20 protein-coding genes and 2 tRNA genes are annotated in these 22,747 nt (G+C 48.0%); 18 read left to right on the top strand and 4 right to left on the bottom strand.

What is annotated here, in order from left to right; all coding sequences use genetic code 11:
• The 3 genes from GX441_04285 to GX441_04275 all read left to right on the top strand — a co-directional run.
• Positions 1-448, top strand: a 448-nt coding sequence (locus GX441_04285; protein ID NLI97861.1) for a hypothetical protein, incomplete at its 5' end; no start/stop codon positions are given.
• 126 nt (positions 449-574) lie between these two features.
• The gene (locus GX441_04280) at positions 575-1,792 is read left to right on the top strand and encodes a glycosyltransferase family 4 protein (GenBank protein ID NLI97860.1); all 1,218 of its coding nucleotides are present in this window, start codon (positions 575-577) and stop codon (positions 1,790-1,792) included.
• An 11-nt stretch (positions 1,793-1,803) separates the two neighbouring features.
• On the top strand, positions 1,804-2,811 hold the full coding sequence (locus tag GX441_04275) for a glycosyltransferase family 2 protein (GenBank protein ID NLI97859.1): 1,008 nt from the start codon (positions 1,804-1,806) through the stop codon (positions 2,809-2,811).
• Here GX441_04275 and GX441_04270 read toward each other — a convergent pair.
• A complete protein-coding gene (locus GX441_04270; GenBank protein NLI97858.1) occupies positions 2,783-4,483 on the bottom strand; it encodes a T9SS type A sorting domain-containing protein in 1,701 nt (566 codons plus the stop codon). The genes GX441_04275 and GX441_04270 overlap by 29 nt on opposite strands.
• 482 nt (positions 4,484-4,965) lie before the next feature.
• A complete protein-coding gene (locus tag GX441_04265) occupies positions 4,966-5,589 on the bottom strand; it encodes a hypothetical protein (GenBank protein ID NLI97857.1) in 624 nt (207 codons plus the stop codon).
• A 117-nt stretch (positions 5,590-5,706) separates the two neighbouring features.
• Between GX441_04265 and tsaA the strand changes: the two genes are divergently transcribed.
• The 4 genes from tsaA (at position 5,707) to GX441_04245 (ending at position 8,058) form a co-directional block, all read left to right on the top strand.
• Positions 5,707-6,210 (top strand): tRNA (N6-threonylcarbamoyladenosine(37)-N6)-methyltransferase TrmO, encoded by a 504-nt coding sequence (tsaA, locus tag GX441_04260; protein NLI97856.1) that lies wholly within the window; start codon positions 5,707-5,709, stop codon positions 6,208-6,210.
• 85 nt (positions 6,211-6,295) lie between these two features.
• On the top strand, positions 6,296-7,057 hold the full coding sequence (locus GX441_04255; protein ID NLI97855.1) for a phosphatase PAP2 family protein: 762 nt from the start codon (positions 6,296-6,298) through the stop codon (positions 7,055-7,057).
• Between the two features lie 129 nt (positions 7,058-7,186).
• Positions 7,187-7,259 (top strand) — tRNA-Gly (locus tag GX441_04250).
• Between the two features lie 37 nt (positions 7,260-7,296).
• On the top strand, positions 7,297-8,058 hold the full coding sequence (locus GX441_04245; GenBank protein ID NLI97854.1) for a hypothetical protein: 762 nt from the start codon (positions 7,297-7,299) through the stop codon (positions 8,056-8,058).
• Positions 8,059-8,159: 101 nt separating this feature from the next.
• Here GX441_04245 and GX441_04240 read toward each other — a convergent pair whose 3' ends face one another.
• The gene (locus GX441_04240) at positions 8,160-8,411 is read right to left on the bottom strand and encodes a zinc ribbon domain-containing protein (protein ID NLI97853.1); all 252 of its coding nucleotides are present in this window, start codon (positions 8,409-8,411) and stop codon (positions 8,160-8,162) included.
• 96 nt (positions 8,412-8,507) lie between these two features.
• On the opposite strand from GX441_04240, the gene GX441_04235 reads away from it, so the two are divergent.
• Both GX441_04235 and GX441_04230 read left to right on the top strand, forming a co-directional pair.
• The gene (locus tag GX441_04235; protein NLI97852.1) at positions 8,508-10,085 is read left to right on the top strand and encodes a hypothetical protein; all 1,578 of its coding nucleotides are present in this window, start codon (positions 8,508-8,510) and stop codon (positions 10,083-10,085) included.
• A 65-nt stretch (positions 10,086-10,150) separates the two neighbouring features.
• Positions 10,151-11,008: a hypothetical protein gene (locus GX441_04230; protein NLI97851.1), complete on the top strand. Its 858-nt coding sequence runs from the start codon at positions 10,151-10,153 to the stop codon at positions 11,006-11,008.
• Positions 11,009-11,144: 136 nt separating this feature from the next.
• Here the strand turns inward: GX441_04230 and GX441_04225 are convergent.
• Positions 11,145-11,215 (bottom strand) — tRNA-Gln (locus GX441_04225).
• Between the two features lie 196 nt (positions 11,216-11,411).
• Here GX441_04225 and GX441_04220 point away from each other — a divergent pair.
• The 9 genes from GX441_04220 (at position 11,412) to GX441_04180 (ending at position 22,431) form a co-directional block, all read left to right on the top strand.
• Positions 11,412-12,500, top strand: a complete 1,089-nt coding sequence (locus GX441_04220; protein NLI97850.1) for a fructose 1,6-bisphosphatase — start codon at positions 11,412-11,414, stop codon at positions 12,498-12,500.
• Positions 12,497-13,348, top strand: a complete 852-nt coding sequence (locus tag GX441_04215; GenBank protein NLI97849.1) for an acetyl-CoA carboxylase carboxyltransferase subunit beta — start codon at positions 12,497-12,499, stop codon at positions 13,346-13,348. The genes GX441_04220 and GX441_04215 overlap by 4 nt, the downstream gene beginning before the upstream one ends.
• A gap of 285 nt (positions 13,349-13,633) precedes the next feature.
• On the top strand, positions 13,634-14,293 hold the full coding sequence (locus GX441_04210) for a TetR/AcrR family transcriptional regulator (protein ID NLI97848.1): 660 nt from the start codon (positions 13,634-13,636) through the stop codon (positions 14,291-14,293).
• Positions 14,290-15,642 carry a TolC family protein gene (locus GX441_04205; GenBank protein ID NLI97847.1) on the top strand — a complete coding sequence of 451 codons (1,353 nt, stop codon included), beginning with the start codon at positions 14,290-14,292 and terminating at the stop codon, positions 15,640-15,642. The genes GX441_04210 and GX441_04205 overlap by 4 nt, the downstream gene beginning before the upstream one ends.
• Complete coding sequence (locus GX441_04200; protein ID NLI97846.1) at positions 15,639-16,586, top strand: efflux RND transporter periplasmic adaptor subunit; 948 nt, start codon at positions 15,639-15,641, stop codon at positions 16,584-16,586. Before GX441_04205 ends, GX441_04200 begins: the two co-directional genes overlap by 4 nt.
• Positions 16,583-19,696, top strand: coding sequence for an efflux RND transporter permease subunit (locus GX441_04195; GenBank protein NLI97845.1), 3,114 nt, complete (start codon positions 16,583-16,585; stop codon positions 19,694-19,696). The genes GX441_04200 and GX441_04195 overlap by 4 nt, the downstream gene beginning before the upstream one ends.
• Positions 19,693-19,992: a hypothetical protein gene (locus tag GX441_04190; protein ID NLI97844.1), complete on the top strand. Its 300-nt coding sequence runs from the start codon at positions 19,693-19,695 to the stop codon at positions 19,990-19,992. Before GX441_04195 ends, GX441_04190 begins: the two co-directional genes overlap by 4 nt.
• Complete coding sequence (locus GX441_04185; protein ID NLI97843.1) at positions 19,989-20,636, top strand: hypothetical protein; 648 nt, start codon at positions 19,989-19,991, stop codon at positions 20,634-20,636. Before GX441_04190 ends, GX441_04185 begins: the two co-directional genes overlap by 4 nt.
• A 124-nt stretch (positions 20,637-20,760) precedes the next feature.
• Entirely contained in the window at positions 20,761-22,431 is a 1,671-nt protein-coding gene (locus tag GX441_04180) for a nucleoside kinase (protein ID NLI97842.1), read from the top strand.
• Positions 22,432-22,747 lie beyond the last annotated feature (316 nt).

Genomic DNA, 22,747 nt, shown 5'->3' with positions numbered 1-22,747 from the left:
TATGGGTGTTTTCAATATAGTAGGTACTCCATGCCAGATTGCGAGGAAAACGATATATTTCACTATTACATCAATTGTTGGAGCTATTATAGTTGTTGCGATGAATATTTTTCTGATCCCCTTGATGGGGCTTTATGCTTCAGCTTTAGCTTGGGTCCTGTCTTATGCAGTTATGACTGTAATGATGCTGTTTTTCAGTCGTAAGTTCATGGAGGTTTCTTATGAAAAGAAAAGAATAGTTCTTGTTTCGCTATCCAGTATATTGTTGACTGCAGGGTTCTTTTTCTTGAAGATAGAAGCTATTCCTCACTGGGCAACGCTTTTTATCAAATGCTTGGGAGGGAGTGCACTGTATCTGCTATTCCTTTTGATATCCGGCTTTCTTCTGCCGTCGGAAAAAAAGGTAATAGAAAAAATTCTAAATAAGTGGATAGGCAAGAAAAGTTGACAACACTTAGCCATCAAATAAGATTCTGATGGAGAAGAAATCTGGTTTTCGTGAAACCTTTGTATATCTAATATGTGCTATTCTCATAAGGATGTTTTTCGCTATGTAGTCAAAAAAAGGATTTCGATGAGGAGATATTTTGATACTAAAAAAATGCACAATCCAAAGATATTAATACTTGTTGAAGACAGGCACTTCCCGCCTTCCAAACAGGCGGCCGCTTCGCGTATAGGTGCGTTTGCAAAGTATTGGAGCAGGCGGAGTCAAGTAGTTGTTGTTACACATCAAATTTCCGTATTTGAATCGGAGTATTTTAGGTTTTCTTTTCCTTTAGCCAAAAAAAGATGGGATTTTTTGAAGTTACCGTGGATTCTTCCCAGATTACTTAAATTAGCACGCCAGATAAAACCAGATATAATTTTCGTAAGTTTTCCCTTTATTTGGCAAGCAGTAGAAGGTTGTTACTTAATGAAAAGGCTTGGTTGTCCTTTAATATTAGACATTCGAGATTTGCCTGAGGCGGTACTACCATTAAACAAAATTCCAATTCTTCATTATTTTATGAATCTCCTCCAGAGGGTTTTGGCGTTGATAGTTATTCCTAAGGTGTCTTCCATATCGACAGTAACAGAATGGTTGAAAAAGGAAATTCAAGAGAAATTTAAGTATGATCCAAAAAGGATTTTTGTCATTCGCAACGGTAGTGAAGCGAGTAATTCAAATAAAAGCAGTAAGCGAGAGAAGAAATTCGATCTTGTTTACTCTGGGATGTTAGCCAGCGATGCTCGCAATCCTCGAGGTATTATTGACTATATTTATGAAATGGTTAAGATTTTCCCGCTACTCAGAGTCCGTGTAATTTCCGATTTAGAAACGCGTCAGGGTCGTGAGTTTTTAGAAGGGCTCAAATTGCGTGGATTGACAAAAAACTTTGAATTTGAAGAGATGGTTCCACCAAAGGAATTAACCGGAAGGTTGCGTAGTGCAAAATTAGGGTTGAACTCATTAGCTTACGGGTTGCTAGCTCATAAGGGAGCCGTTGGTGCTAAGGAGTATGATTACCTAATGGCAGGATTACCCGTAGTATGTCTTATGGATCCAAGTTTATATGTTGAAAGCAGGGGTCTTATTTTAGGAAACGGTGTCGGCATAATGGATCCGGATCCTGAAAAACTTGCAGAAAAGACAGTAAGGCTCTTAAATGATGAAAAAAGATTAAGAGAAATGTCAGAAAAAGCAAGAAGGTTGGGAAGGCGATTCGATCGCAAGAAGCTTGCAGACGATTTTTATCGTGATGTTATTCTTACAACTATCGAGAGACATTACATGCATCAAGCATTATGACGTTTGAAAAGATGATTACTCTTTCACTCGTAATATGTACTAAAGATAGGCCAACTCAACTTAGGAGATGTCTTGAATCTGTTCTCGGGCAAACTTGTCCCCCTGATGAGATTGTGATTGTTGATGCTTCTATCGACGATAAGTCACTTTCAGTTGTAAAAGAGATGAGGCGAAAAAAAAGAAGCCCCAGATTCTTGTATACACACACGTACCCTGGAACTGCTCGGCAAAGAAATATAGGTTTTGAGATGGCTAATGCTTATGTCGTTGGATCTGTGGATGACGATACAATTCTTGATAAAGAAGCGCTTAGAATCATTAAAGAGGTTTTCAATAAGGGAAATACAGACCTAGGTGGTGTAATGCCCAGATTAATAGATCCTAAAGATAGACGTCAATCCATCTGGTCTTTAAAATCATTATATAAAAGAATTTTCATGCTCTCTCACAATTTCGCTAAGCATGTCTTTATTCAGGCCTCAGGTTTTCCTGCCTTTCCGTTCCAGAGGCAAGAAATTACTGAACCTCAAGAAGCAGAGGTTCTAAATGGATTATATTTCTATAAGAAGGAAGTAGTAAAGAACTATAAGTTCAACGAAGGGTTTCATGGGTATTCTTTCATGGAAGATGTTGAATTTGCATACCGTGTATCTAAAAACTTTAAGTTATTGTATGTCCCATCGGCACGTATCATGCATTTGCATGTTCCAACAAGTCGCTCAAGTTATTTCGAGACGTACAAACAAATCGTCGAAAACCATCACTACTTCTTTCTTCACGCCATAGAAGGAACTTTTGTTAACTGGTTGGCGTTTTACTGGTCTCATATCGGATTGTTGATATCGGCGCTTTCTAAAAAAAATGCATTGGGAAGAGGAGGTAGTTTATCCGGGGTCTTATCAGGGTTCCGTGCTATACTGAGGCTTCAGCGTATAAAAAGATATCAACAAAGTGTTCGGCTCTCGACAAAGTCATACAAAAATGAGAAATTCAACGCAAAAGCAGCACTCTCCGATTGATTGCAGCTTCATTCGATTCAAGCCTTGCAAAGTAAACACCCTTAGGTAGTTCTGAGACGTTCCAGTCAATCTGACCTGTAGATCGGCATAGATAAAACTTATTAATTAGCGCTCCTTTGATATCATATAGCGCAAGGCTCCCTTTTGTCGTGGGAGGAATTTCGTATTTGACGATGATCGATTTGGATGTGATTTGCGGGATTTCGAGTTTCATGCAATTCTGAACCGTAGCTTCTTCTCGTACTCCCGGTTTAGCAAAGCAGTTAATCCCAACACGAAGAGTATCATTTGTATGATTCATATCCTCTGGATGGGATGTTGTTAGTACGAGAATCGCAGTTTCCGGAACAACCCAGTTTGATTTCATGAGAATAGTATCTGATTCAAGAAAGCCTAGGTCTGTAGCCCAGGACCCTGCCGCGTCTCCTGAAAGGTTTACCGAAATGCTAGTGAGTGGTTCCCTGCCGTAATTAGTGACTATTGCCTTAAGATCTACCTTTGTTCCTTTCTTGATGGTGTCGCCGTCGCGGATTCCTGCTATTTCCAAAACCCCTGCATCCTTGTCCTCTACTTCGCCTATCAGCCTGTCAAGACCCATCATGCAAAGATAAGATGAGACCCAGCACATATCCACATCGGGTGAATCCTGTGTTGACGCCATTATTCCGCCGTCAGAATCGGTGTCATAAGATAGAAGTTTATTCGTCAGCCACAAGTGGCGTCTTGCATATTCAGGATTGCGAGAGATATCATGCATCGCTCCGTGGCCGTTTGCGTATCCTACGTTCCAAGAGTTATCCCAACCATAGTCGTTCGGAATGCTGCGCCAGACCTGAAATGTATCGAGATACGGGCCGTTTTCAATGATCCACTCCTTTCCTCTCATGCTGTCCTGCCGGAACGCCGAATTGCATATTCCCCATACGATGGTCCCTGCCGACATTGCCCAGTATTCGTCGGTCAACATTACTTGAGGCGTTTTGAATTCAGTAAAGGCTATAAGCGAATCGGCCATAACGCAGGCTGTATCAATAGCTACCTGGTCTCCTGTTTCTACTCCGAATTTATAGAGCCAGCCAGCGCACCAGCCCATCACTTGTCTGTCTAGAATCTGCCACTTGTTGAGTTTGTGTGTTTTCATATAAATACCGCATGAGTCGCGGTACCATGTCCATCCATCGTCTGCGTATACATCCCGATACATCTGCTCGGCCGCTATACCCCATGCACAGTTGTGCATTCGGTAGTAATTCTGACCTTCAAGTCCCTCCTCCTTCCATGCAGGAAACCGTTCGCAGTATGCACGCGCCTTATCGATATTGTTTCTGTATTTTGAAGTGTCTCCAGTCATTTGTCCATATCGGGACCAGACCCATATAGCCTCAAGTGTATTATCGGTCTGGATAACCGGCCTCAATGGACCTGATTCTGCCTCTATCATGCCTCCGTCATCAACAGAATCAGGGTCATCCAGCTGCCATGACTGAATAAAATCTGCAATCTGGGAGAATTCGTAAAGGTAGTTGAATCTCAATCTAAGCGGATCAAGCGTATCCGCTGCGAGATTTGGGTAGCGGGGAGCGGAACTATATGGCAAGTATCCGACAGGCACGGTTGCCCACAACATGGTTGTCGCGGATAGTCCAAGCAAACAGAAGATAACTTTCTTCATTGCTTACAGCCTCCTTTTGATTTTGAAAAGAATATCTCTCAGAAATGATATGTCAAGCGGCATGACAAAATTTTCACACATTAATTGTGCTTGGCTCATCCGGGAATAGCACTTTTTGATTGAAGGGTATGTCATTTTAAGTTTCAGATCGGAGATACTTTCAATTACAACATTACAATACTTCTATAAACCGGCTTCCAATATAATCGACCATCATTCCGTTACAGGTATATTTTTCTCTTGGGTCTGAATATTGGTTCAATCTGAGTGTTTCTTCTCCTGCGTGTTTAAGCTTGGCGATGTCGTTAAGGTATTTCTCTTCAGGAACCCAAGACTCCAGCTCTTTTGGTGAGACGGGCTTTGCCTCACGTAAGAATATGAGATTAACCTTTTGTAGCTTCCCTGAAATCCCTATTAAGAGGGTGTTTGAAATCTCTTTGTAAATCGTCAGTAGCCTATCCTTAGTATTGTAGAGTCTTTGTTTAAAACATCCATTCGTATCTCAGGTTTACGTGAAGGCCCCTTGTGTCGAGCCGCGGGCCGATGCTCAGGCCCCGCCAGGTTAACGAAGCCTCGACGTAGGGCACAATCCTTGAGGAAAGCGTATCGCCCCAGAGCCGTCCCTCGGAGCCGAGCGCTGCGGAAAAGCGCGGCGCATCCCTCAATGATTTTACGAAGAAGCCCTCACCTTTAGTCGAGACACTGAACCGTTCGCCAACGTCGTAAGAGTACTCTCTGACGGTCGCCGAGCCCGTCCAGCGACTCTGGCCAAGGCTGTCAGTCGCAAGAACCGGAAGAAGGGTAGTGAAGCCCACCTTACCCCGGACGTAGTTCAGATTTATTATGGACTCGGGCCAGCGGCCCCAGAGAGTCTCCGGTTTGACTTGATACTTGTAAATGACCACAGTCTCAGGCGGAACGTCCTTCCAGACAATTCGCTCATGCCAGCGAAGGAGCGTATCCCTTATTATTTCTCTGATCCTTAGCGTGTCCGTCTTGATGATACTTTCCGGAACTTTTGCTGCGCCGCAGCGCAGCCCCACTATAAACGCTGCCGCAATCAACACAAGCGACGCAAATAATGCAATCCAATCCCTCAGCTTCATACATCATTATCCTCTTCTTTCTGACTAGAGCCATATAAAACTGACAACACCCAAACGAACACTTCTTGTTTATTGACCCCGTGGTTGATTAATAGGAAATAAGGACTATTCTTAAGAATGGCGGCAGGATCATCAGTCGGTCAGAAATCAATCCGCCTGGTTCCCATAGGCGTAGCTCACTCGCCCTACACCGATCCGGATGAAATCCATCCTCTCCGCTCACGTTCGACCAAGGGAACTATTGAGATATTCCCCGAGTTCGCATTGGGTCTTAAAGATATCGGAGGCTTCTCTCACCTTTACATAATCTGGGCATTTCACCTATCCGTCGGTTACAAACTATTGACCTCGCCATTGCTCGCCTCGCGTCCAAAGAGAGGCGTTTTCGCAACACGGAGCCCGCACAGGCCCAACCCCATCGCCGTTACGGTAGTGAAACTTCTCGTTCGCAGGGGCCGCATCCTCGAAGTCAAAGGTCTGGACATGATCGACTGCACGCCAGTGCTCGACATCAAACCCTACACGCTGCGCGACCGCAAATCCATAATTCGCATCGGTTGGCTCAAAGAGCTAGAGAGTTCCTCTAGAAAAAAAGAAATATTGGAAGCGGATGGTCCTTAAAACCCAATCGTTTCAAACAGACGAATTTACCGATGAAAACCAGTTTCATCTATTGACATCCCAGTAGATTGCATTAAAGTCCCGAATGTGCAGAATGGCATTGGTTCTTTTTACCGTCCCCTTTGTTTTGTCCGCATCCTGGCAGCGTGAGATTCTTGACTGGGGAATGATAGGCAGTTTCGGACTCGGAGGGTATCTTTCAGCCAAGGCGGGCCCTTTTTTTGAAACTCCCCTGATACCGGGTGCGGGCGACAGGCCATATCTCGAAGAAAGGGTCACAAATCCATGGGTTTATGGCGCCATGCTTGCAACAGCTGGTGCGGTTTCGATTCTTCCGAATCAGGATGGATGGCTTAACGAACGCAGCTACCGTCATCTTAAGGGTTCGCTTCTGGCTATCACATCCGGATACTTCATAAAGGAGTTGGCCAAAGATATAGTTGGTCGTCCACGCCCTGATTACTACGACCGTTTAGCAAAAGGTATTGGTCTCGATGAGGCGAGAGACAGCTGGCCTTCAGGGCATGCAGCGCATTTTGCGACGGCCGCCACCTACCTTTCCTTGTTTACTTGGGATGAGTGGCGCTCGACCGAACCATTGGCAATTGCTGCAAAAACCGGCATCACCGCCCTGCTTGTCGGAACCTGGGCATGGGTATCTTGGACACGAATCCAGGACAACCGGCATTATCCAGGCGACATCATAGCAGGTACGATCCTCGGTTCCGGTACCGCGCTTCTTGGCTACTCCTGCGAGCAGTGGTGGGGGATGCAGAACACATCTAACGGCAGCAGCACTTTTTTTGAAATTTCACCGTTTTCGGTTACTATGCGGGTGAGGTTTTGATTTCAAGGGATTTCTTGAGTCAAAATCGCCTGGTATATATTTGTTTCCTTTAGAATTGCTGCTGATAGTTGCCCTCTTGACACGCTTCGCTTTACACCTATACTTTTAGCAGAGACAAACGAAGAGACTGCGGATGTAGCTCAGTTGGTAGAGCACAGGCTTCCCAAGCCTGTGGCCGCGGGTTCAAATCCCGTCGTCCGCTCTAGCGTTGGTTACTAATTATGATAGCTGGAGGCTGAATGCTACAATTGATGTTTGCTGTATTTCTCACTGGTGGCTATGATATGAGAATAGAGTGGAGTGAACTTGCCGTCCATTTCTTTGGGCCTGTAGATATTACAAGCGAACCCACTACTAGAAGCGAGATCATGGCCAGTCTTGATTCTCTTCTTGCGGTTACCCCTCTCGACGCGGAACGAACACTGGGTGATGCCGTGCGTCGTTCACAAGACGCTGATAATTACTTTGAGACATCGCTAGCTTATCCCCAGGTTGTTTCAACCCGTTACTCGACCTCAGGCGAGATACTGAACGAGTATTCGATTAGCCTTTTTGGTCCATTCCTTGAGGAATTTATTCCTCGTTCTTACGGCGTAAATCTCAGAACGGGGAATGAATCAATTGATACAACTTCAGAAGAGATTACAACGTCCATACCCATAACCGGTTTCGTGATTGATGCACGCGGAACAGGGTTTAATCCCGCAATCTTCCCGAGGATTCTGGATTCTCAAGGCAGAGTTATTCTTGATGCGTCAATGGTTAAAAGAAGCCAGATTCTTGAAAGAGGATATATAAAATACGCGTACACGCCCAGGCAGGCTCTTGAAACGCGTGAACTGGGTCTTAATCCGTTGAGGATAGTAGCGGAACGTGCCGAGGGCAGGAACCGCTCTAATATTGTATTGAATTCTGAGGATGCGACTCTGGTGACTTCATCGGCGCTCAACCAGAAGCTGTTAACCGAGTGTCGCGTAATCGTAATAGTAGACGAGAATTAAGCAAAATCTCCCTGTAAATTTAAGTATGAGAGGAGTAGAGGGAGATTAAAAATGCCGTTCTTGACCTAATTTTTATGGATTCAATTATTTGCCCTGAAGTATCACGAGGGTTTTACGGATGTTTCCTTTACGGCAGTCTTGGTCGTCTCTTCCTTTTTTGTTCCTTCAGGCTTGCGTTTATAGTCGGTTTCGTAGAAACCAGTGCCCTTGAATAAAACCCCTGCACCTGACCCGATGAGACGTTCTACATCACCTTTGCATTCGGGGCAAGACCTTAAAGGCTTTTCAGATATAGACTGGAAGGATTCAAACCTGAAGCCGCATTTCGTACAGCGATATTCGTATGTTGGCATAGATTTGAATTATAGATTCATATCAACGCATGTCAAGTTGACAAACAGGCGCTTTGTATGCAGAATACCGTTTTAGATTGAACCGGAGGAGACTGAATGCTAATCTTTTTTTTGACGCTGAGTTCTGTTTTCGATTGCGGTCAGCTTGATGCAATGGCGGCCCTTTCAATCCAGGAGAAACACGAGCTTATTGATTCTATGGCGTCTCTCGATAGAGCTCTGACTATCTCTCAGTTGGTGGAGGCTCTTAGTTGTTCTTCCGAACAAACTGCAATGTTCGCCGCCGAAGCGCTTGGTTATTTGCGTGACGCTTCAGCCGTTGAACCGCTCATAAGAACTCTGGATTCAAAGTCGGTGGGCGTGCGTTACGAGGCAGCCTGGGCGTTAGGCCTCTTGGAAGATACATCAGCGGTAGAACCTCTCATAAAGTCACTGTTCAGCGAAGCGGCACCGGTGCGGGCGAACGCCGCATGGTCGCTTGGCGAACTCGGTGACGGCCGGGCTCTAGCATCGCTCGTGAAAGCGCTTGATGATCCCTACCCGACTGTCCGGGAGAACTCGATTGAGGCTCTGGGAAAACTGGATGCCCACGAAGCTGTTGACGTTTTCATGAGCAGGCTTCCTTCACTGAAGGGCAATGAGCAGACAAAAACGCTTGTCGCACTTGCAAGGATCGCTGACCCGAAATCAACCAGTGTAATTGCAAAAGCTGCAGTCGACCCAAACGCTAAGGAAAGACAAATTCTTGTTGAAGCGCTCGGTAAAATCGCAGACCCTGCAACTTCCTCAATCCTCGTGTCTCTTCTTTCCGACCCTCTTTGGTCTATTCGAGCCAAGGCCGCCTGGGCGCTCGGGCAAATCAATGATTCGGGCTCGAGAGACGCATTGATTAACGCCTCTCAAGACCAGAAGGCGGAGGTAAGGCGTGCGGTATACTCTGCGCTTGGAAGAATCGGCGGAGCTGAATCTGAGGATGCCCTTCTCAAGGGTCTCAATGATGAAAACGATCTCTGCGTGATGGCCGCGGCGCACTCGATAGGACTCATAAACAGCAAAAACGCCGTTGGACCGCTCACAAATTTGCTCGCAGATAAATCGCCATCGGTTCGCGTGGAAGCCGTTTTTGCCTTAGGCGCCATTGGTGATCCATCCAGCGCTTCCGCAATACGGCCTCTTTTGTCTGATGCCGCATGGGAGGTCGAAGTTGCCGCCGTCAGAGCGCTGGGTATGCTTCGCGACTCATCGTCAATTGACGCTTTGGGTTCAGTTATGCTTCACGATTACTGGGACATAAGAGTCGAAGCGCTCAAAACGCTGGGATTCATAGGCTCAAGCAGGGCACTTTCAATTTGTGAAAGATACTTTGAGGATAAACACCCTGGAGTCAGAATATGGTCTCGACTCTCTGCTTTGAAAGCCGGTGCGGAATCTGGAAAAACTTTAACCTCTCTAAAGAAAGAAAACCCATCCAACGATATAATAGACGTAGCGGAATGTCTTGCTGGCAAGAAACCTTCTCCCGACAACTGGCAAGGCTATCTCGATAATGAAAGACTCGACCTCCTTGTACTTCTCCATAACTCTGAATCAAAAGAACTCATGGGAAAGCTTATGGTTCCCGCGGACAACCAGGAATTGAATGAAAGAAAGATGATAGCGCTTCGTCAGTGGTAAAGGGGTTGACAAGCGCTTTTTTTGATACACAATAGAGCTGGCAATCATCAAACAAGGAGGAACTAATGAGAAGGCTTATTTTATTCTCATTTTTAGCATCAGCGTTTGCAGTCTTTTTTACAGGTTGCTCCCGCAACAACGAGGAGTTGGACAAGGCGGCCATAAGAACGTTAGTCGACACTGATACAGTATGGTTCAACTTGAATACAACAGTTGATTCCACAGGAACATCCTCGACCCTGATGGATACGACCAAAGGTATAATCTGGCTTCGCGGTCCCCAGACCCATGATTCCGCAACCGCTTTAATAGAAGTGGTTGGAGACTCGGCCTGGGTGGAATGGAGCCGCCACAATTACGGAAAAATAGGCATTCTGGCCCTTGTAGGCATGGAAACCAAGGATACACTCGTCGTATGGGAAAAAGACCTTGTTGAAACGGCAAAGGTCCGAGGTATCTACCGCAGAACGGGCTCTGAATCCGATTCCAACAGAGGCTGGACCCTTGAAAAGATTTCGTGCGCTGTTGCATCGTCCGAAGGCTATAGCACTGTTAATATAGACAGCTTTAATGTAAAGAGTCAGGATTACGATTTGACAATCACGGATCCCCTCAATACTTTCTACGATATCGCTACGCTGGTGACCTTTCATTCGGGCGAAAATGTTATTGTGACTCTCTACGCCAACAAAGCGGAAACGGACGCCTTTATACATAGTTTCATACTTGCCTGGCCTTTTTATGTGCGCGCTCCGTTTGCGAATCAAGGGAACGGCGTACACGAAGGCACATGGCATGCCCAGCTGGCTCCCTTTCCAAGATTCGCGATTCTCGATCTTTTGGCCCATTCCACTTTGTGGACAGAAGCCGGGGTCTATGATTTCAGCGGTATCCTTTTTCCCTACAATATTGTCTGGCCTTAACTAACGAAATTGCTTACGCGAGACGCCTGCTAAGCAGGCGTCTCACATTTTCTTGCGAAAAGTTTAGTATGTAATACATCTGTCAGGTTAGGGACATTAGGAAAAAAGGCCCTATGTATGAACACAAGGCCTTAAACTGGGGGACAGGGACTCGAACCCCAATTAACTGATCCAGAGTCAGCCGTCCTGCCATTAGACGATCCCCCATTAGAAGTGCGCGATTATAAAGAACCTTAACCTCAATGTCAAGCTCAGCAGCAGTAATCTAAACGTGTTGAGCCCTCGAAACCGATGTTTGCCGGAATCCGCCTAATAAGATATCAACTATTGCTCTTGACATCCTCCAAAAGTGCCTTAATATAGACAAAATTCACTGAAAAGAATGTACTTGCAAGGAGGATTAATGAGTAAAATAACGCTGTCTGTCCTAAAGGCCGATATCGGCGGTTATGTGGGACATTCCTCCAGCCATCCCGAAGTGATGGCTAAAGCTGAGGCGATGCTTGATTCGGCAAAGAGAGACGGAAAACTCATAGATTTTTCGATACTTGCTTGTGGCGATGACCTTGAGCTGATTATGACTCATACGCACGGCGCGGATGCCGAGCTTATCCACAAGCTGGCTTGGGATACTTTTGTGGAAGGAACCGAGGTTGCGAAACGTCTTAAATTGTACGGTGCAGGACAGGATCTTCTAGCGGATGCCTTTTCGGGAAATGTTAAGGGTATGGGCCCCGGGTGCGCCGAGATAGAGATTGAAGAACGCAAGAGCGAACCAGTAATCATCTTCATGGCCGATAAAACCTCTCCAGGAGCCTGGAACTACCCCTTGTACAAAATTTTTGCAGACCCATTCAATACGGCCGGGCTTGTTATCGACCCGACCATGCACGACGGATTCGTGTTTATGGTCAACGATCCATACTCGGGGAAGAAGGTGAAGCTTTCTACTCCTGAGGAAAGTTATGATCTACTTGCGCTGATAGGCAGTCATGAACATTATGTTATTGATGCTATATACAAGAAGGACGGCACGATAGCGGCCAAGGCATCCACTCAGAAACTTGCTCTGATTGCGGGCAAATACGTCGGCAAAGATGATCCCGTGATGATTGTAAGATGCCAGTCAGGTCTTCCTGCGGTAGGCGAGGTCATGGAGCCTTTCTCGTTCCCCCACATTGTATCGGGCTGGATGAGGGGTTCTCACAACGGGCCGTTTATGCCCGTGAGCTTCAAACAAGCAAACCCGACACGCTTCGACGGACCTCCGCGGCTTATTGCCGCAGGATTTCAACTTGCCGACGGCAAACTGGTTGGACCTCGTGATATGTTCGATGATCCCTCATTCGATCATACGCGAGCCATGTCGAATCAGATAGCGGATTATTTCCGGCGTCACGGCCCCTTTGAACCAGGAAGACTCCCGCACGGCGATATGGAGTACACGACTCTCCCCGGCGTGCTTGACAAACTGAAGGACAGGTTCGAATAGTGTTCTCAAGAAAGAACATACGTCCTGCAGCAAAGAAGCTCGATCTTGAAGAGGGACTATGGCTAAAGTGCGAAACCTGCGGCGAGATACTTTACCGCCGGGAACTCGAACAGTCCTACTGGATATGCCCTAAATGCAACTTCCACTTCCGAGTCGGACATAAGACCTACATAAAGCTTCTCTTGGACGACGGAAAGCTCGACGAAATCGACAAAGGGCTTGTTCCAATCGATCCGTTAGGATTCCCGAAATACAAGGAGAAGTACAAAGAGGCGGTTAATAAGACAGGACTTGAGGAAGGCATAATCTCTGGCAGGGCGTCCATTCACGGGATTCAGGTCATCTTCGCTTTAACCGATTTCGCCTTCATGGGCGGCAGCATGGGATCGGTAGTGGGCGAAAAGGTGTCAAGAGCGGCAAGACTCGCTCTTACTGAACGCAAACCTTTCGTTATGCTGACCGCTTCCGGCGGAGGCGCCCGCATGCAGGAAGGAATCTTTTCGCTGATGCAGATGGCTAAGACTTCCGCTGAAATCGCTCTTCTGCGTAAAGCCGGAGTCCCATACATAAATATACTGACTCACCCGACAATGGCCGGAGTCATGGCTTCTTTTGCATCCCTTGGAGACATTATCATAGCGGAACCGGGCGCTCTCCTTGGTTTTACCGGACCAAGAGTGATAGAACAGACTATCGGAGAAAAGCTTCCTGCAGGATTCCAGCGCTCCGAGTTCCTGCTTGAACACGGTTTTTTGGACCTGGTCTGCTCAAGAGAAGTTCTTCGTGATACTCTTGGAAGGATACTGAGTATTCTCTCTGAACCTTACAAAGATACAACCGCAAAGTAAAGATTCTGAACCGAAGGAACCATGACAGCGACCCGTCAAGGTCGCTGCCTTCTTATTAGCAAATCCTTTATGCAACTTTGAGGCAGTGTTTGCGTCTTAACACCCTATAGCTGCAAAGAATCATGGCGTAAATGTCCTAATAAAACAGGCGAGAAACATATTACCGACTATTCAGTCAGTTGAAGTGAATTAAAAAATACTACCTCTTGACAATAAACATATTTTGCGTACAATCCACGCTAATTATAACTGACTAGTCAGTAATTAAATTTGAAAGGTTGGAGAATGCAGAACGACAAACCAGGCATTGAAAAGGTAGAGCAAAAAACGCAGGAGAGAAAACCTGCAGAGGTGCGGCGTTTTGAGATTCTCTATGCAGCGAGGGAGTTGTTCATTGAAAAGGGTTTTGACAGGGTAAGCATGGAAGATGTGGCCGATAAGGTGAAAATCTCAAAAGCCGCCGTGTATCTTTATTTCCCGAGCAAGGCGGAGCTTTTTCTCGAAACCATCGGCCAGGCGGTCGACAAACTTGTCTCCGACCTCGAAATGAGCTTCACCGACCCTCCACACAGGTCAACGGTAGAAAAATTAAATTCTGCAAACAAGGCGCTCCAGAATTACTCGCCGGTGTTCACGATGACTCACCATATGTCAGAGAGCGGATTTCCGGATGAAGTGTTCCCTCCCCGCATCATTAAGCTTTTTGTAAAGAGGATGAACGAACGCAAGCAAAGAATCTGGGACATGTTGAGAGGCGTTTTCGAGCACGGTCAGAATGAGGGGGAGATACGACCTGATCTGCCAGCCGGCGAACTTGCAAAGCTGTTCGCCATCTACGGCATGCTTCTGGCCAGTTCGGAAGTAGCTTATGAGACTGCAAAGGAAGTTTTATTAAAAGGGATATTGAAAAATAAGAGAGACAACCTCTTCAAGGAGGATGAATGAGAAAAAAATCGAGATGGCTTTTCATGTTTGCTTTTGTGATTGCAGGTTCTCTAAAAGCTATAACTTACGATGAAGCTCTCCATATAGCCTTCAGCAACAACCCTGGCTTGTCAATAACCGACCTCGGGGTTTCCGAATCAAAAGAACAGCTTATACAAACGCGTTCAGCCTTTTCTCCGCAAGTCAAATTCCAGGGTTCATATACGAGATTGGGAACCGTACCGGTTACACATTTCGAGTTGATGCCAGGCGTCGCTTTTGACGTCCAGATGGCTGAGGCGGATAACTACTCCGCTGGTTTTTCAGTCACTGTACCCTTGTTTCTTGGCGGTAAGCGTGCATGGGCAGAGGAGATAGGTAAACTAGGGGTTGAATCCTCTGAAGAGCAGACCGTTCTTGCCCGCTCTGATCTGCATTCCCAGGTAACAACAGCCTTTTTTGGCCTTCTTCTTGCCGAAGAGGCTGAGAAGATTTCAGAGGCCAATCTAGAGGATGCCGAGAGCAAACTTAAGGAGACTCAGGCTCGCTGGAAGGTCGGCTACGCTTCCTCTCTTGATCTTAAACAGGATGAAGTCGCGGTTTCTCAGGCGCGAGCTTCTCTGATTTCGGCAAGGAATTCAACATTGAAGACTCAGCAGTTCCTGAACATGGTTCTCGGGCAGCCGGTTTCTACTCCGATAAAGGCCGAAGGTACCCTGGATATAATTTTCGAGGAGATGAGGGAGGATACTCTCGTAAAAAGGGCGCTTGAAAAAAGGCCCGAGATCGCCGCTCTCGATAGAGCGCAGAAGATTACCCAGCTAAGTCGTTCAATTGCACGCTCCGCGTATTCACCATCACTCGTGTTTGTCACTTCTCCGACGTGGCAGAATCCTTATCAGCAGCAGCCCGGTTGGGGTTCATCCATCTCGGCCACAGTTGCTCTTGAATGGCCGCTTTACGACGGCGGGAAGGGACTTTCCGAGGTTCGTATGGCAGACATTCAGCTTAAAAAGCTTTCCTATACAAAGGAGCAGGCGGTTGAGGGCATTGAACTTGATGTAAAACAGGCATATGCATCGTGGGTGGAGGCAAAGGAGCAACTTCTTGTGCAGCAAAGTCTTGGCTCTCAAATGGCTGAATTATCGAATATGGCCAGGGATCAGTATCGTACAGGCGTAATCAGCTCGCTGGATTACCAATCAATACAATTAGCTAAAACCCAGGCCGAGCTTGCGCGCCTTGCTGCCCTGTACCAGATGATAGTCGCGCGCGAGAAGCTCATGGCATCGGCGTGGCTTTGGGATGAGGAGACCTTACAGGAATTTAAAACACCAGGTGTAAGTGACACCGACGAGGAGTATAAATGAAAAAGTTAGTGAAAATTTCCGCCAGCGCGCTCTTGATTTTGCTTGTTGCGGTTTCCCTTGCGTCTTGCGGAATGCCGTCAAAAGCTCAAGAGGAAAAGAAACTGCCGGCCGCGGTCATAATTACTTCACCGCAGACGCAGAATATAGTAAGAACCGTTCGCTTCTCGGGAACGCTCAAGGGCTCGCGCGAAGTCATGGTCTATTCCCCCCTCCCCGGCAAGTTCATGGGCTACGCGGTGTCTGAAGGTTCCTACGTCTCAAAGGGTTCTACCGTCGCCCGTCTTGACAGGGACGTGCCCGGCGTCGCCTACGAACCTGTTCCTATCGAGGCGCCTATTTCCGGACGCTTCTTCTATACAGGCACCGATCAGGGCGAGATGATTGCTCCACAGATGCCTATAGGAAGGGTATCGGAAACGTCCGTGCTCAATCTGGGCTTCAGCATCCCGGAGAAGTACATATCGAACGTAGAACAGGGCAGCCGGGCAGAAGTGTACGTGCCTGCTGCCGACTACAGAGCAGAGGCCGCTCTTGTCCGCGTATCTCGCTTCGTCGACCAGCGGTCAGGCACGGCTCAGGCGGAGGCGAGCGTGTCAAACCCGTCCGGCGCCCTTGCGCCCGGCATGTTCGCTGAGATATCCGTAATCGTGGCGCAAAAGAAAGCCGCGCTCGCCCTCCCTATAGACTGCGTCCTGGGGCTTGACGGTAAATTCGTCTACGTGCTCCTAGACTCAAAGACAGAAAAAATCGAAGGCAAGACGTATGAGGTAGGCAAAGTGGTCAAGCGCGACGTGGAGGTCGGTCTTGAAGACGGGAACTACCAGGAAATCGTCTCGGGACTCACAGCCCAGGACAAAGTGCTCTACGTCGGTCAGCGAATTGTCGAAGAGGGAGCCAAGGTCAGGGTTACGGGCGCATACAACCCTGCGGAGAGTGGCAAATGACAAGGATAGCCATACGCAGGGCGATACTTACTTCGGTAGTCTTCATAGTAATCATTATTTTCGGCGGCATCTCGCTCTCCCGTCTGCCCGTCGATTTTCTTCCCGATATTACATGGCCGACGGTTACCGTCATTACCCCTTATATAGGGGCTTCCGCGGAGGACGTGGAACGCAACGTCTCGGAGCCGATGGAAGAGGCTTTCACCAATGTTCCCGATATAAAAGAGGTGCGTTCGGTATCGCAAGAAGGGGTATCCTCCGTATTCGTAACCTTCGAGTTCGGGAAGAATCTCGACGAAGCATCCAATGAGATGCGCGACCGCATCGACCTAGTAAAATCAGGCTTTCCTGACGGCGTTGAGGATCCCATTCTTTTCAAGTTCAGCACATCCCAGATACCGGTCATGGAGTATGCGGTTACATCATCAGATCCCCGCACCGACCTTGCCCAGCTTCTTGATAACAAGCTTGTTAAGGAGCTGAAGCGGGCCGGAGGCGTAGGAACCGTATCCGCCATGCACGGCGGAGCGAAGCGCGAAATTACAGTCACGCTTGACCGCGCGAAGTTCGAGCAATCGGGTCTGACGATAGACGGTATAGCCGCCTCGCTCGCGGCGTCCAACGTCAACTTCCCCGTGGGGGAGGTAAAGCGGGGGCGTTCGAACCTTACCCTGCGCGTGCCTGCGGAGTTCAAAAGCGTCCAGGAGATATCCCTGATTCCCGTCGGATTCTCCGGCACGCAGCTAGTAAGGCTCGGCGACATAGCCGACGTCCGCGAGAATCTTTACCGCACGCCCGTAACCTTGCGCGCGAATAACGTAGAAGGCTCGTTCCTAATCTTCCAGAAACGATCCGGGGCAAACACCGTGCAGACAGCCAAGAACATTCAGAAAGTGATACAGGGCATTGAGAAGGCCTACCCCGAACTAAAATTCACCATGCTCTTTAACTCCGCAGACATCATAACGACGTCAATCAACAATCTGCTCCAGACGCTTCTTATCGCGTTCATCTTTGTTGTCATAGTCTCCTTCCTCATGCTTGGAAACGCTTCCGGCGGGTGGATAACCTCCGTGACCATCCCTGTGTCCCTTATAGCGGCGTTCATATACTACTATCTTGCGGGCGAATCTCTCAACATCATTACCCTTTCCGCCCTTGCTATAACAATAGGCATGGTCGTGGATAACGGCATAGTCGTTCTCGAAAACATCTTCCGATTGCGAGAAAAGGGCAAGGAGCCTCACGCGGCCGCGGAGTTCGGGACATCTGAAGTGGCCGGAGCCGTGCTTGGCTCCACTCTGACGACCGTCGTGATCTTCATCCCGTTCCTTCTCGTCAAGGGATTCATCGGCGTCTACTTCCGGGGCATGTCTATAGCCATTCCAGTCATCCTTTTTGCATCGCTCTTCACTGCGGTCACGCTTACGCCCATGCTCGCCTCGCGCTTCCTGAAGATGTCAAAAACGAAGACCAAGACCGGAAAGACGCCCGTGTTTCAATGGATCCCTAAGGCTCTTGACGCGATTGGAAGATGGTATCGAGGCGTTCTCGGCTGGGCGCTTTCGCACCGCCTTGCCGTGTTTCTTGCCGCCCTTGGGCTTTTTATAGGCGGTCTCGTTCTTTTCCGCTTCATCCCGACTTCCTTCATCGGCGGGGTGTCCGCGCGCTTCATATCCGGTACAGTTACCATGCCAGCAGGAACGAGCTTCGAGGTCACGGACAGCGTTGCGTCCTACGTCGAAAAGGAGATACGCAACGTTCCTGAAGTGCAAGACGTAATGGTGATGGGCGGGAACTACAGCGGACAGATGATGGACGAAACAGGTTCGGAATCCGTGGCCCAGATATTCGTTACCGTCAGGGAAGACGCCAAGCGCGATCCTTACGACATAGCGCGCGACATCAACAGCCGCTTCAGGGATCTTGCAGGCGTGAAGAAGCTTTACTTTGCCGCTCATACGGGCGGGCCCGGAGGAGGCGGCAAGGATATAACAATAGAAGTGTACGGATACGACATCCCTGCGGTCGACAGTCTCGCAAAGCTCATGGCCGACAATCTTGAACGCACTAAAGGTTTTGAAGGTATAGAAGTAAGCCGCGAGTCGGGACGCCCGGAGCTTTGGCTCGAGATAAACCGCGAAAGGGCATACGCCGTCGGGCTGACTCCGGCGCAGGTCGGACTCTTTCTCCGAAACGCGACGCTTGGGAAAGTGGCCACCGAGATAACCTCAGAGGGAGACAAGCTCGAAGTCGTTCTGAGGTTCTCAGGCGCCGAGGACTGGACGCAGATGGACTTTGAGTCCATGATGGTTCCCACGCCGATGGGCGGGGCAGTCCCCCTCGCTAATCTCGTGCAGTTTGTCCCTCACCAGGGCCCCCTATCAATCGAGCGCAAGGAGGGCGAGCGCATGGTCAAGGTTGAAGCCAACCTTGTCAAGGGCGAGCGCTCCCTTGGACAGGCGACCGGCTACATCAAAGACTCGCTCTTCTCGAAGATAGACTTCCCATACGGGACAAGGGCTGTCATATCGGGTCAGGCGCAGGATCAGCAGGAATCATTCCAGTCGCTCTTCTTCGCGCTCATCATCGGAATCGTTCTCGTATTCCTTGTAATGTCGGCGCAGTTCGAGAGCTTCAAGGAACCTTTCATAATCCTCTTCTCGGTTCCGTTCGCTTTCACAGGCGTGGCGTTATCACTGTTTATTGGCCGCTCAACCTTGGGCATCATGGCGTTTGTGGGCATGATCCTCCTCGTAGGCGTGGTAGTCAACAACGCCATCGTTCTCGTAGAGTACATCAATCTCATGCGCCGCAGGGGAGTGCCGTTGCGGGAAGCCATCATGGATTCAGGTGAGCGCCGGCTCAGGCCCGTTTTAATGACCACTCTGACGACCGTATTCGGTCTTGCCCCTCTTGCATTTATCCCTACAAAGGGTTCCGAAATGTGGGCGCCGCTTGGCGTGGCAGTAATTGGAGGCTTGATTTTTTCTACAATGGTGACCTTGATCCTCATTCCTGTTGTCTACAGCGCTCTGGAGAGCAGGGCTGAACGCAGAAGATTAAAAAGACAAGAGAAACTAGCGGCGGCGCAAGGAGGTAAAAAATGAAAAAGACATTCAAACTCCTTTCAATCGCGTTCGACTCTTCGCGAGAGGCTGAAGTTCTTGAAGCCATGAAAAGGGCCGGCGTTCACAACTACATAAAGCATGATAAGCTGACAGGAAATGTCAGCTCCTGCCGTCTTGAGGACGATCATATATGGCCCGGGACCTTTACCAGGTACATGGTTGAAGTCACGGTAAACGATTATAAGCTCTTAAAACCCTTGCTCGAGGAACTTTCTTCGCGATACTGCGAAGATGGGTTTCGCGTTCTGGTAATTCCAGTGGAGGAAATAATATGAAGACTAAAGCGATGCTTGCTGCGGCTGTAGTCCTTTTTGTCGCGGCGGCGACACCTGTTTTTTGCCTCAATCTGAATATTGGCGCAGGAGGCGGTACTCTTCTTGCGACAGGGAAAGAGATAGATAAAGCGGATCCCGGATATTCGTTCAAGGGATTATTTGAAGCTGAAATATGGAACGGTTTCTCCTACGGTGTCCGCTACAGCTATTCGAACACTCCAGCTGAGGTTGTCAACAATTTCAACAATGATACGACCGTAGCTTCCTATAATGTAAATTTCGCTCATCATGCGTTTCAGCTGACCAATACCTGGTCTCCGGGTTGGCGCTGGGTGGACCCCTACATCCGGGGTGCGGCAGGCATCAACATCTGGGAAGAGCGTCTCGGCGATACTCTTCTCAAGGCAGTGATAATCAACTCATCCACAAAAGATACTACTATTAATGAAGTAAAGGCCGCGAGTTTCGGAATTGGTCTCGGCGGCGGCATCAGCATAACGCCATTTGATTTCCTAAGTCTTAGACTGGGAGTAGATTACGATATTATCTTCTCGGAAAATAAGGAGAAGTTCGGCTCTGAGGATGCAAACGAGAACCTTTTGCGCGTAGGCGGTGAACTTGTTTTTCGCATACCCATTAAATGAGCGGTAAGCGAGATTCGATTAAATCTGAAGATAAAGGCCGGCTCCAGCCGGCTTTTCCTTTATCGATTCTTTAAATAAAATTCTGTTGTTTGACTATATTCCCGGTCAATATATAATCATTAACGTGATCAAGGTCAGACTCAATCGTACATCAGAACGCGATGTCAGCGAAGGGACGCCTATATCCGATTTGATACCAGCGGGCCAGCCTGTCATTGCTGCCAAGCTTGATGGAGAACTTGTTGGTCTTAATACGCCCATCAGCAAGGATTCCCACCTCGAGTTCGTACTTGCGACGGACCCGGACGGTTTGAGAACCCATCAGGAAAGCCTTGTTTTTGTCCTTACAATGGCGGTAAAACGAGCTTTTCCTGATGCAAGACTCGTTATAGAGCATTCCACTTCCAAAGGCTTCTACTGCACGCTGAGGATGGAGCGTATCCTGGAAAAACGCGACGTGGAACTTGTAGAAGCCCAGATGAGAGGCTTGCTTGCTGATGATTTACCGATAATTCTACGCGAGACCGATATTAATGAAACAAAGGCCATCTGCATAAGGAATGCGAACCAATCAAAACTCGACCTTTTGGAGTATGCTGACAAGGAAATGTACGTAATACATGAATGCGGGGATTTTAAGGATTGGATAAGAGGTCCGCTTGTGCCGACAACGGGTTCTCTTGCAGCTTTTGAACTGCGTTATTACCCCCCTGGATTTATTCTGCGTTTTCCAACGCCCGAATCTTATCCTGAACTGCCTCCTTTCGTGGAGCAGCCGAAGCTTTTTCTTCTTTTTCACCACTATGAGGAATGGGGGGAGGCTCTAGGATTGTCGTATATAGGTCAGCTCAACAAGCTTATCGTGGAAGGCAAAGGGCTGGATTTGGTGAATGTGGCAGAGGCGCTTCACGAAAAATCCATCGCGAAGATAGCGGATAGAATCTCTGAAACACCAATTCTTCCGCGAATCGTTCTTATTGCAGGGCCTTCCTCGGCAGGGAAAACCACTTTTTCAAAACGACTTGCAGTTCATTTAAGGGTTAATGGTTTAAAGCCGCTTCCTCTTTCAGTAGACGACTATTTTCTCGATCGTTCCCGAACGCCTCTTGACGAAGAAGGAAAGCCTGATTTTGAAGGGATAGAGGCCATAGACTTGGATTTTTTCAATCAGCAGTTGCTTTTACTGCTCGAAGGGAAAACCGTTGACCGGCCATCTTTTGATTTTGAAAAGGGCAAAAGAATCTTCGACGGCTCATCGCTGAGTCTTTTACCACATGAAATTCTCATCGTAGAAGGCATACATGCGTTGAACCCGAGTCTTACATCAGCCGTACCTAAGCATCTTAAATTCAAGATTTACATCTCCGCTCTCACGCAGATGAACTACCACGATCAAAGAATTGTTTCAACATCCGACACCAGGCTTATCCGCAGAATGCTTCGCGATTACCAGTTCAGGGCGCATACGCCTTCCGAGACGCTTGAATCATGGGCAAAGGTGCGCAGGGGCGAGGAGCGAAATATCTTTCCATATCAGGAGTCAGCCGACGAGATGTTCAACTCCGCTCTGGTGTACGAACTTGCGGTAATGCGTAACAAAGCAATCAAATTGCTGAGGTCGGTGAGACAGAAAAAGCTCAGTTCGGAGGCGGAACGAATCATTGGTCTCTTAGAGTTGATTGTACCGATGGACGAAAACCTTGTGCCGCAAGTCTCGCTGCTGCGTGAGTTCGTAGGCGAAAGCATCTTCCAGAAGAACTGCAAGCCGAAAAAGAACAACCGCAGCCATAAGTAACAACCAAAAAACAGCTTAGAAAATTAAGACCGAATAGACGTCAATGGGAAGCGTGATCAGGGTTAACCTTTCCCGTCAGGTCAGAGTTAAAGATATGTGACAAGTTTCTTAGTCAGGATTGAAGAAATCAAGCCCAGAATTATGGTCAAAAACTGGACAAAAAGGGGTCAAAAGCTGGTCAAATAGCCACCAAGGGTGGCAGACCGATTGTAGAAAGATGTCACCGCAAAGAGTCAGGATTAATGAAACAAGGTCAGGTTTAGAGTTCTCATAGGGTTCCCGTGCGGATGCGAGCAAAGCGAAGCGGACGTATGGG

This window comes from bacterium (assembly GCA_012517375.1).
Taxonomy (GTDB): Bacteria; Hydrothermota; Tepidihabitantia; order B3-TA06; family B3-TA06; genus JAAYVC01.
The sequence above is the reverse complement of the archived record's forward strand: the minus strand, read 5'-3'. Positions and strand labels throughout refer to the sequence as shown.

What these genes read in the sequence shown, in the direction of transcription:
- GX441_04280 (NLI97860.1), top strand. Translation starts at nt 575, where the DNA reads ATGAGGAGATATTTTGATACTAAAAAAATGCACAATCCAAAGATATTA.
- GX441_04275 (NLI97859.1), top strand. Translation starts at nt 1,804, where the DNA reads ATGATTACTCTTTCACTCGTAATATGTACTAAAGATAGGCCAACTCAA.
- GX441_04270 (NLI97858.1), bottom strand. Translation starts at nt 4,483, where the DNA reads ATGAAGAAAGTTATCTTCTGTTTGCTTGGACTATCCGCGACAACCATG.
- GX441_04265 (NLI97857.1), bottom strand. Translation starts at nt 5,589, where the DNA reads ATGAAGCTGAGGGATTGGATTGCATTATTTGCGTCGCTTGTGTTGATT.
- tsaA (NLI97856.1), top strand. Translation starts at nt 5,707, where the DNA reads ATGGCGGCAGGATCATCAGTCGGTCAGAAATCAATCCGCCTGGTTCCC.
- GX441_04255 (NLI97855.1), top strand. Translation starts at nt 6,296, where the DNA reads ATGTGCAGAATGGCATTGGTTCTTTTTACCGTCCCCTTTGTTTTGTCC.
- GX441_04245 (NLI97854.1), top strand. Translation starts at nt 7,297, where the DNA reads ATGCTACAATTGATGTTTGCTGTATTTCTCACTGGTGGCTATGATATG.
- GX441_04240 (NLI97853.1), bottom strand. Translation starts at nt 8,411, where the DNA reads ATGCCAACATACGAATATCGCTGTACGAAATGCGGCTTCAGGTTTGAA.
- GX441_04235 (NLI97852.1), top strand. Translation starts at nt 8,508, where the DNA reads ATGCTAATCTTTTTTTTGACGCTGAGTTCTGTTTTCGATTGCGGTCAG.
- GX441_04230 (NLI97851.1), top strand. Translation starts at nt 10,151, where the DNA reads ATGAGAAGGCTTATTTTATTCTCATTTTTAGCATCAGCGTTTGCAGTC.
- GX441_04220 (NLI97850.1), top strand. Translation starts at nt 11,412, where the DNA reads ATGAGTAAAATAACGCTGTCTGTCCTAAAGGCCGATATCGGCGGTTAT.
- GX441_04210 (NLI97848.1), top strand. Translation starts at nt 13,634, where the DNA reads ATGCAGAACGACAAACCAGGCATTGAAAAGGTAGAGCAAAAAACGCAG.
- GX441_04205 (NLI97847.1), top strand. Translation starts at nt 14,290, where the DNA reads ATGAGAAAAAAATCGAGATGGCTTTTCATGTTTGCTTTTGTGATTGCA.
- GX441_04200 (NLI97846.1), top strand. Translation starts at nt 15,639, where the DNA reads ATGAAAAAGTTAGTGAAAATTTCCGCCAGCGCGCTCTTGATTTTGCTT.
- GX441_04195 (NLI97845.1), top strand. Translation starts at nt 16,583, where the DNA reads ATGACAAGGATAGCCATACGCAGGGCGATACTTACTTCGGTAGTCTTC.
- GX441_04190 (NLI97844.1), top strand. Translation starts at nt 19,693, where the DNA reads ATGAAAAAGACATTCAAACTCCTTTCAATCGCGTTCGACTCTTCGCGA.
- GX441_04185 (NLI97843.1), top strand. Translation starts at nt 19,989, where the DNA reads ATGAAGACTAAAGCGATGCTTGCTGCGGCTGTAGTCCTTTTTGTCGCG.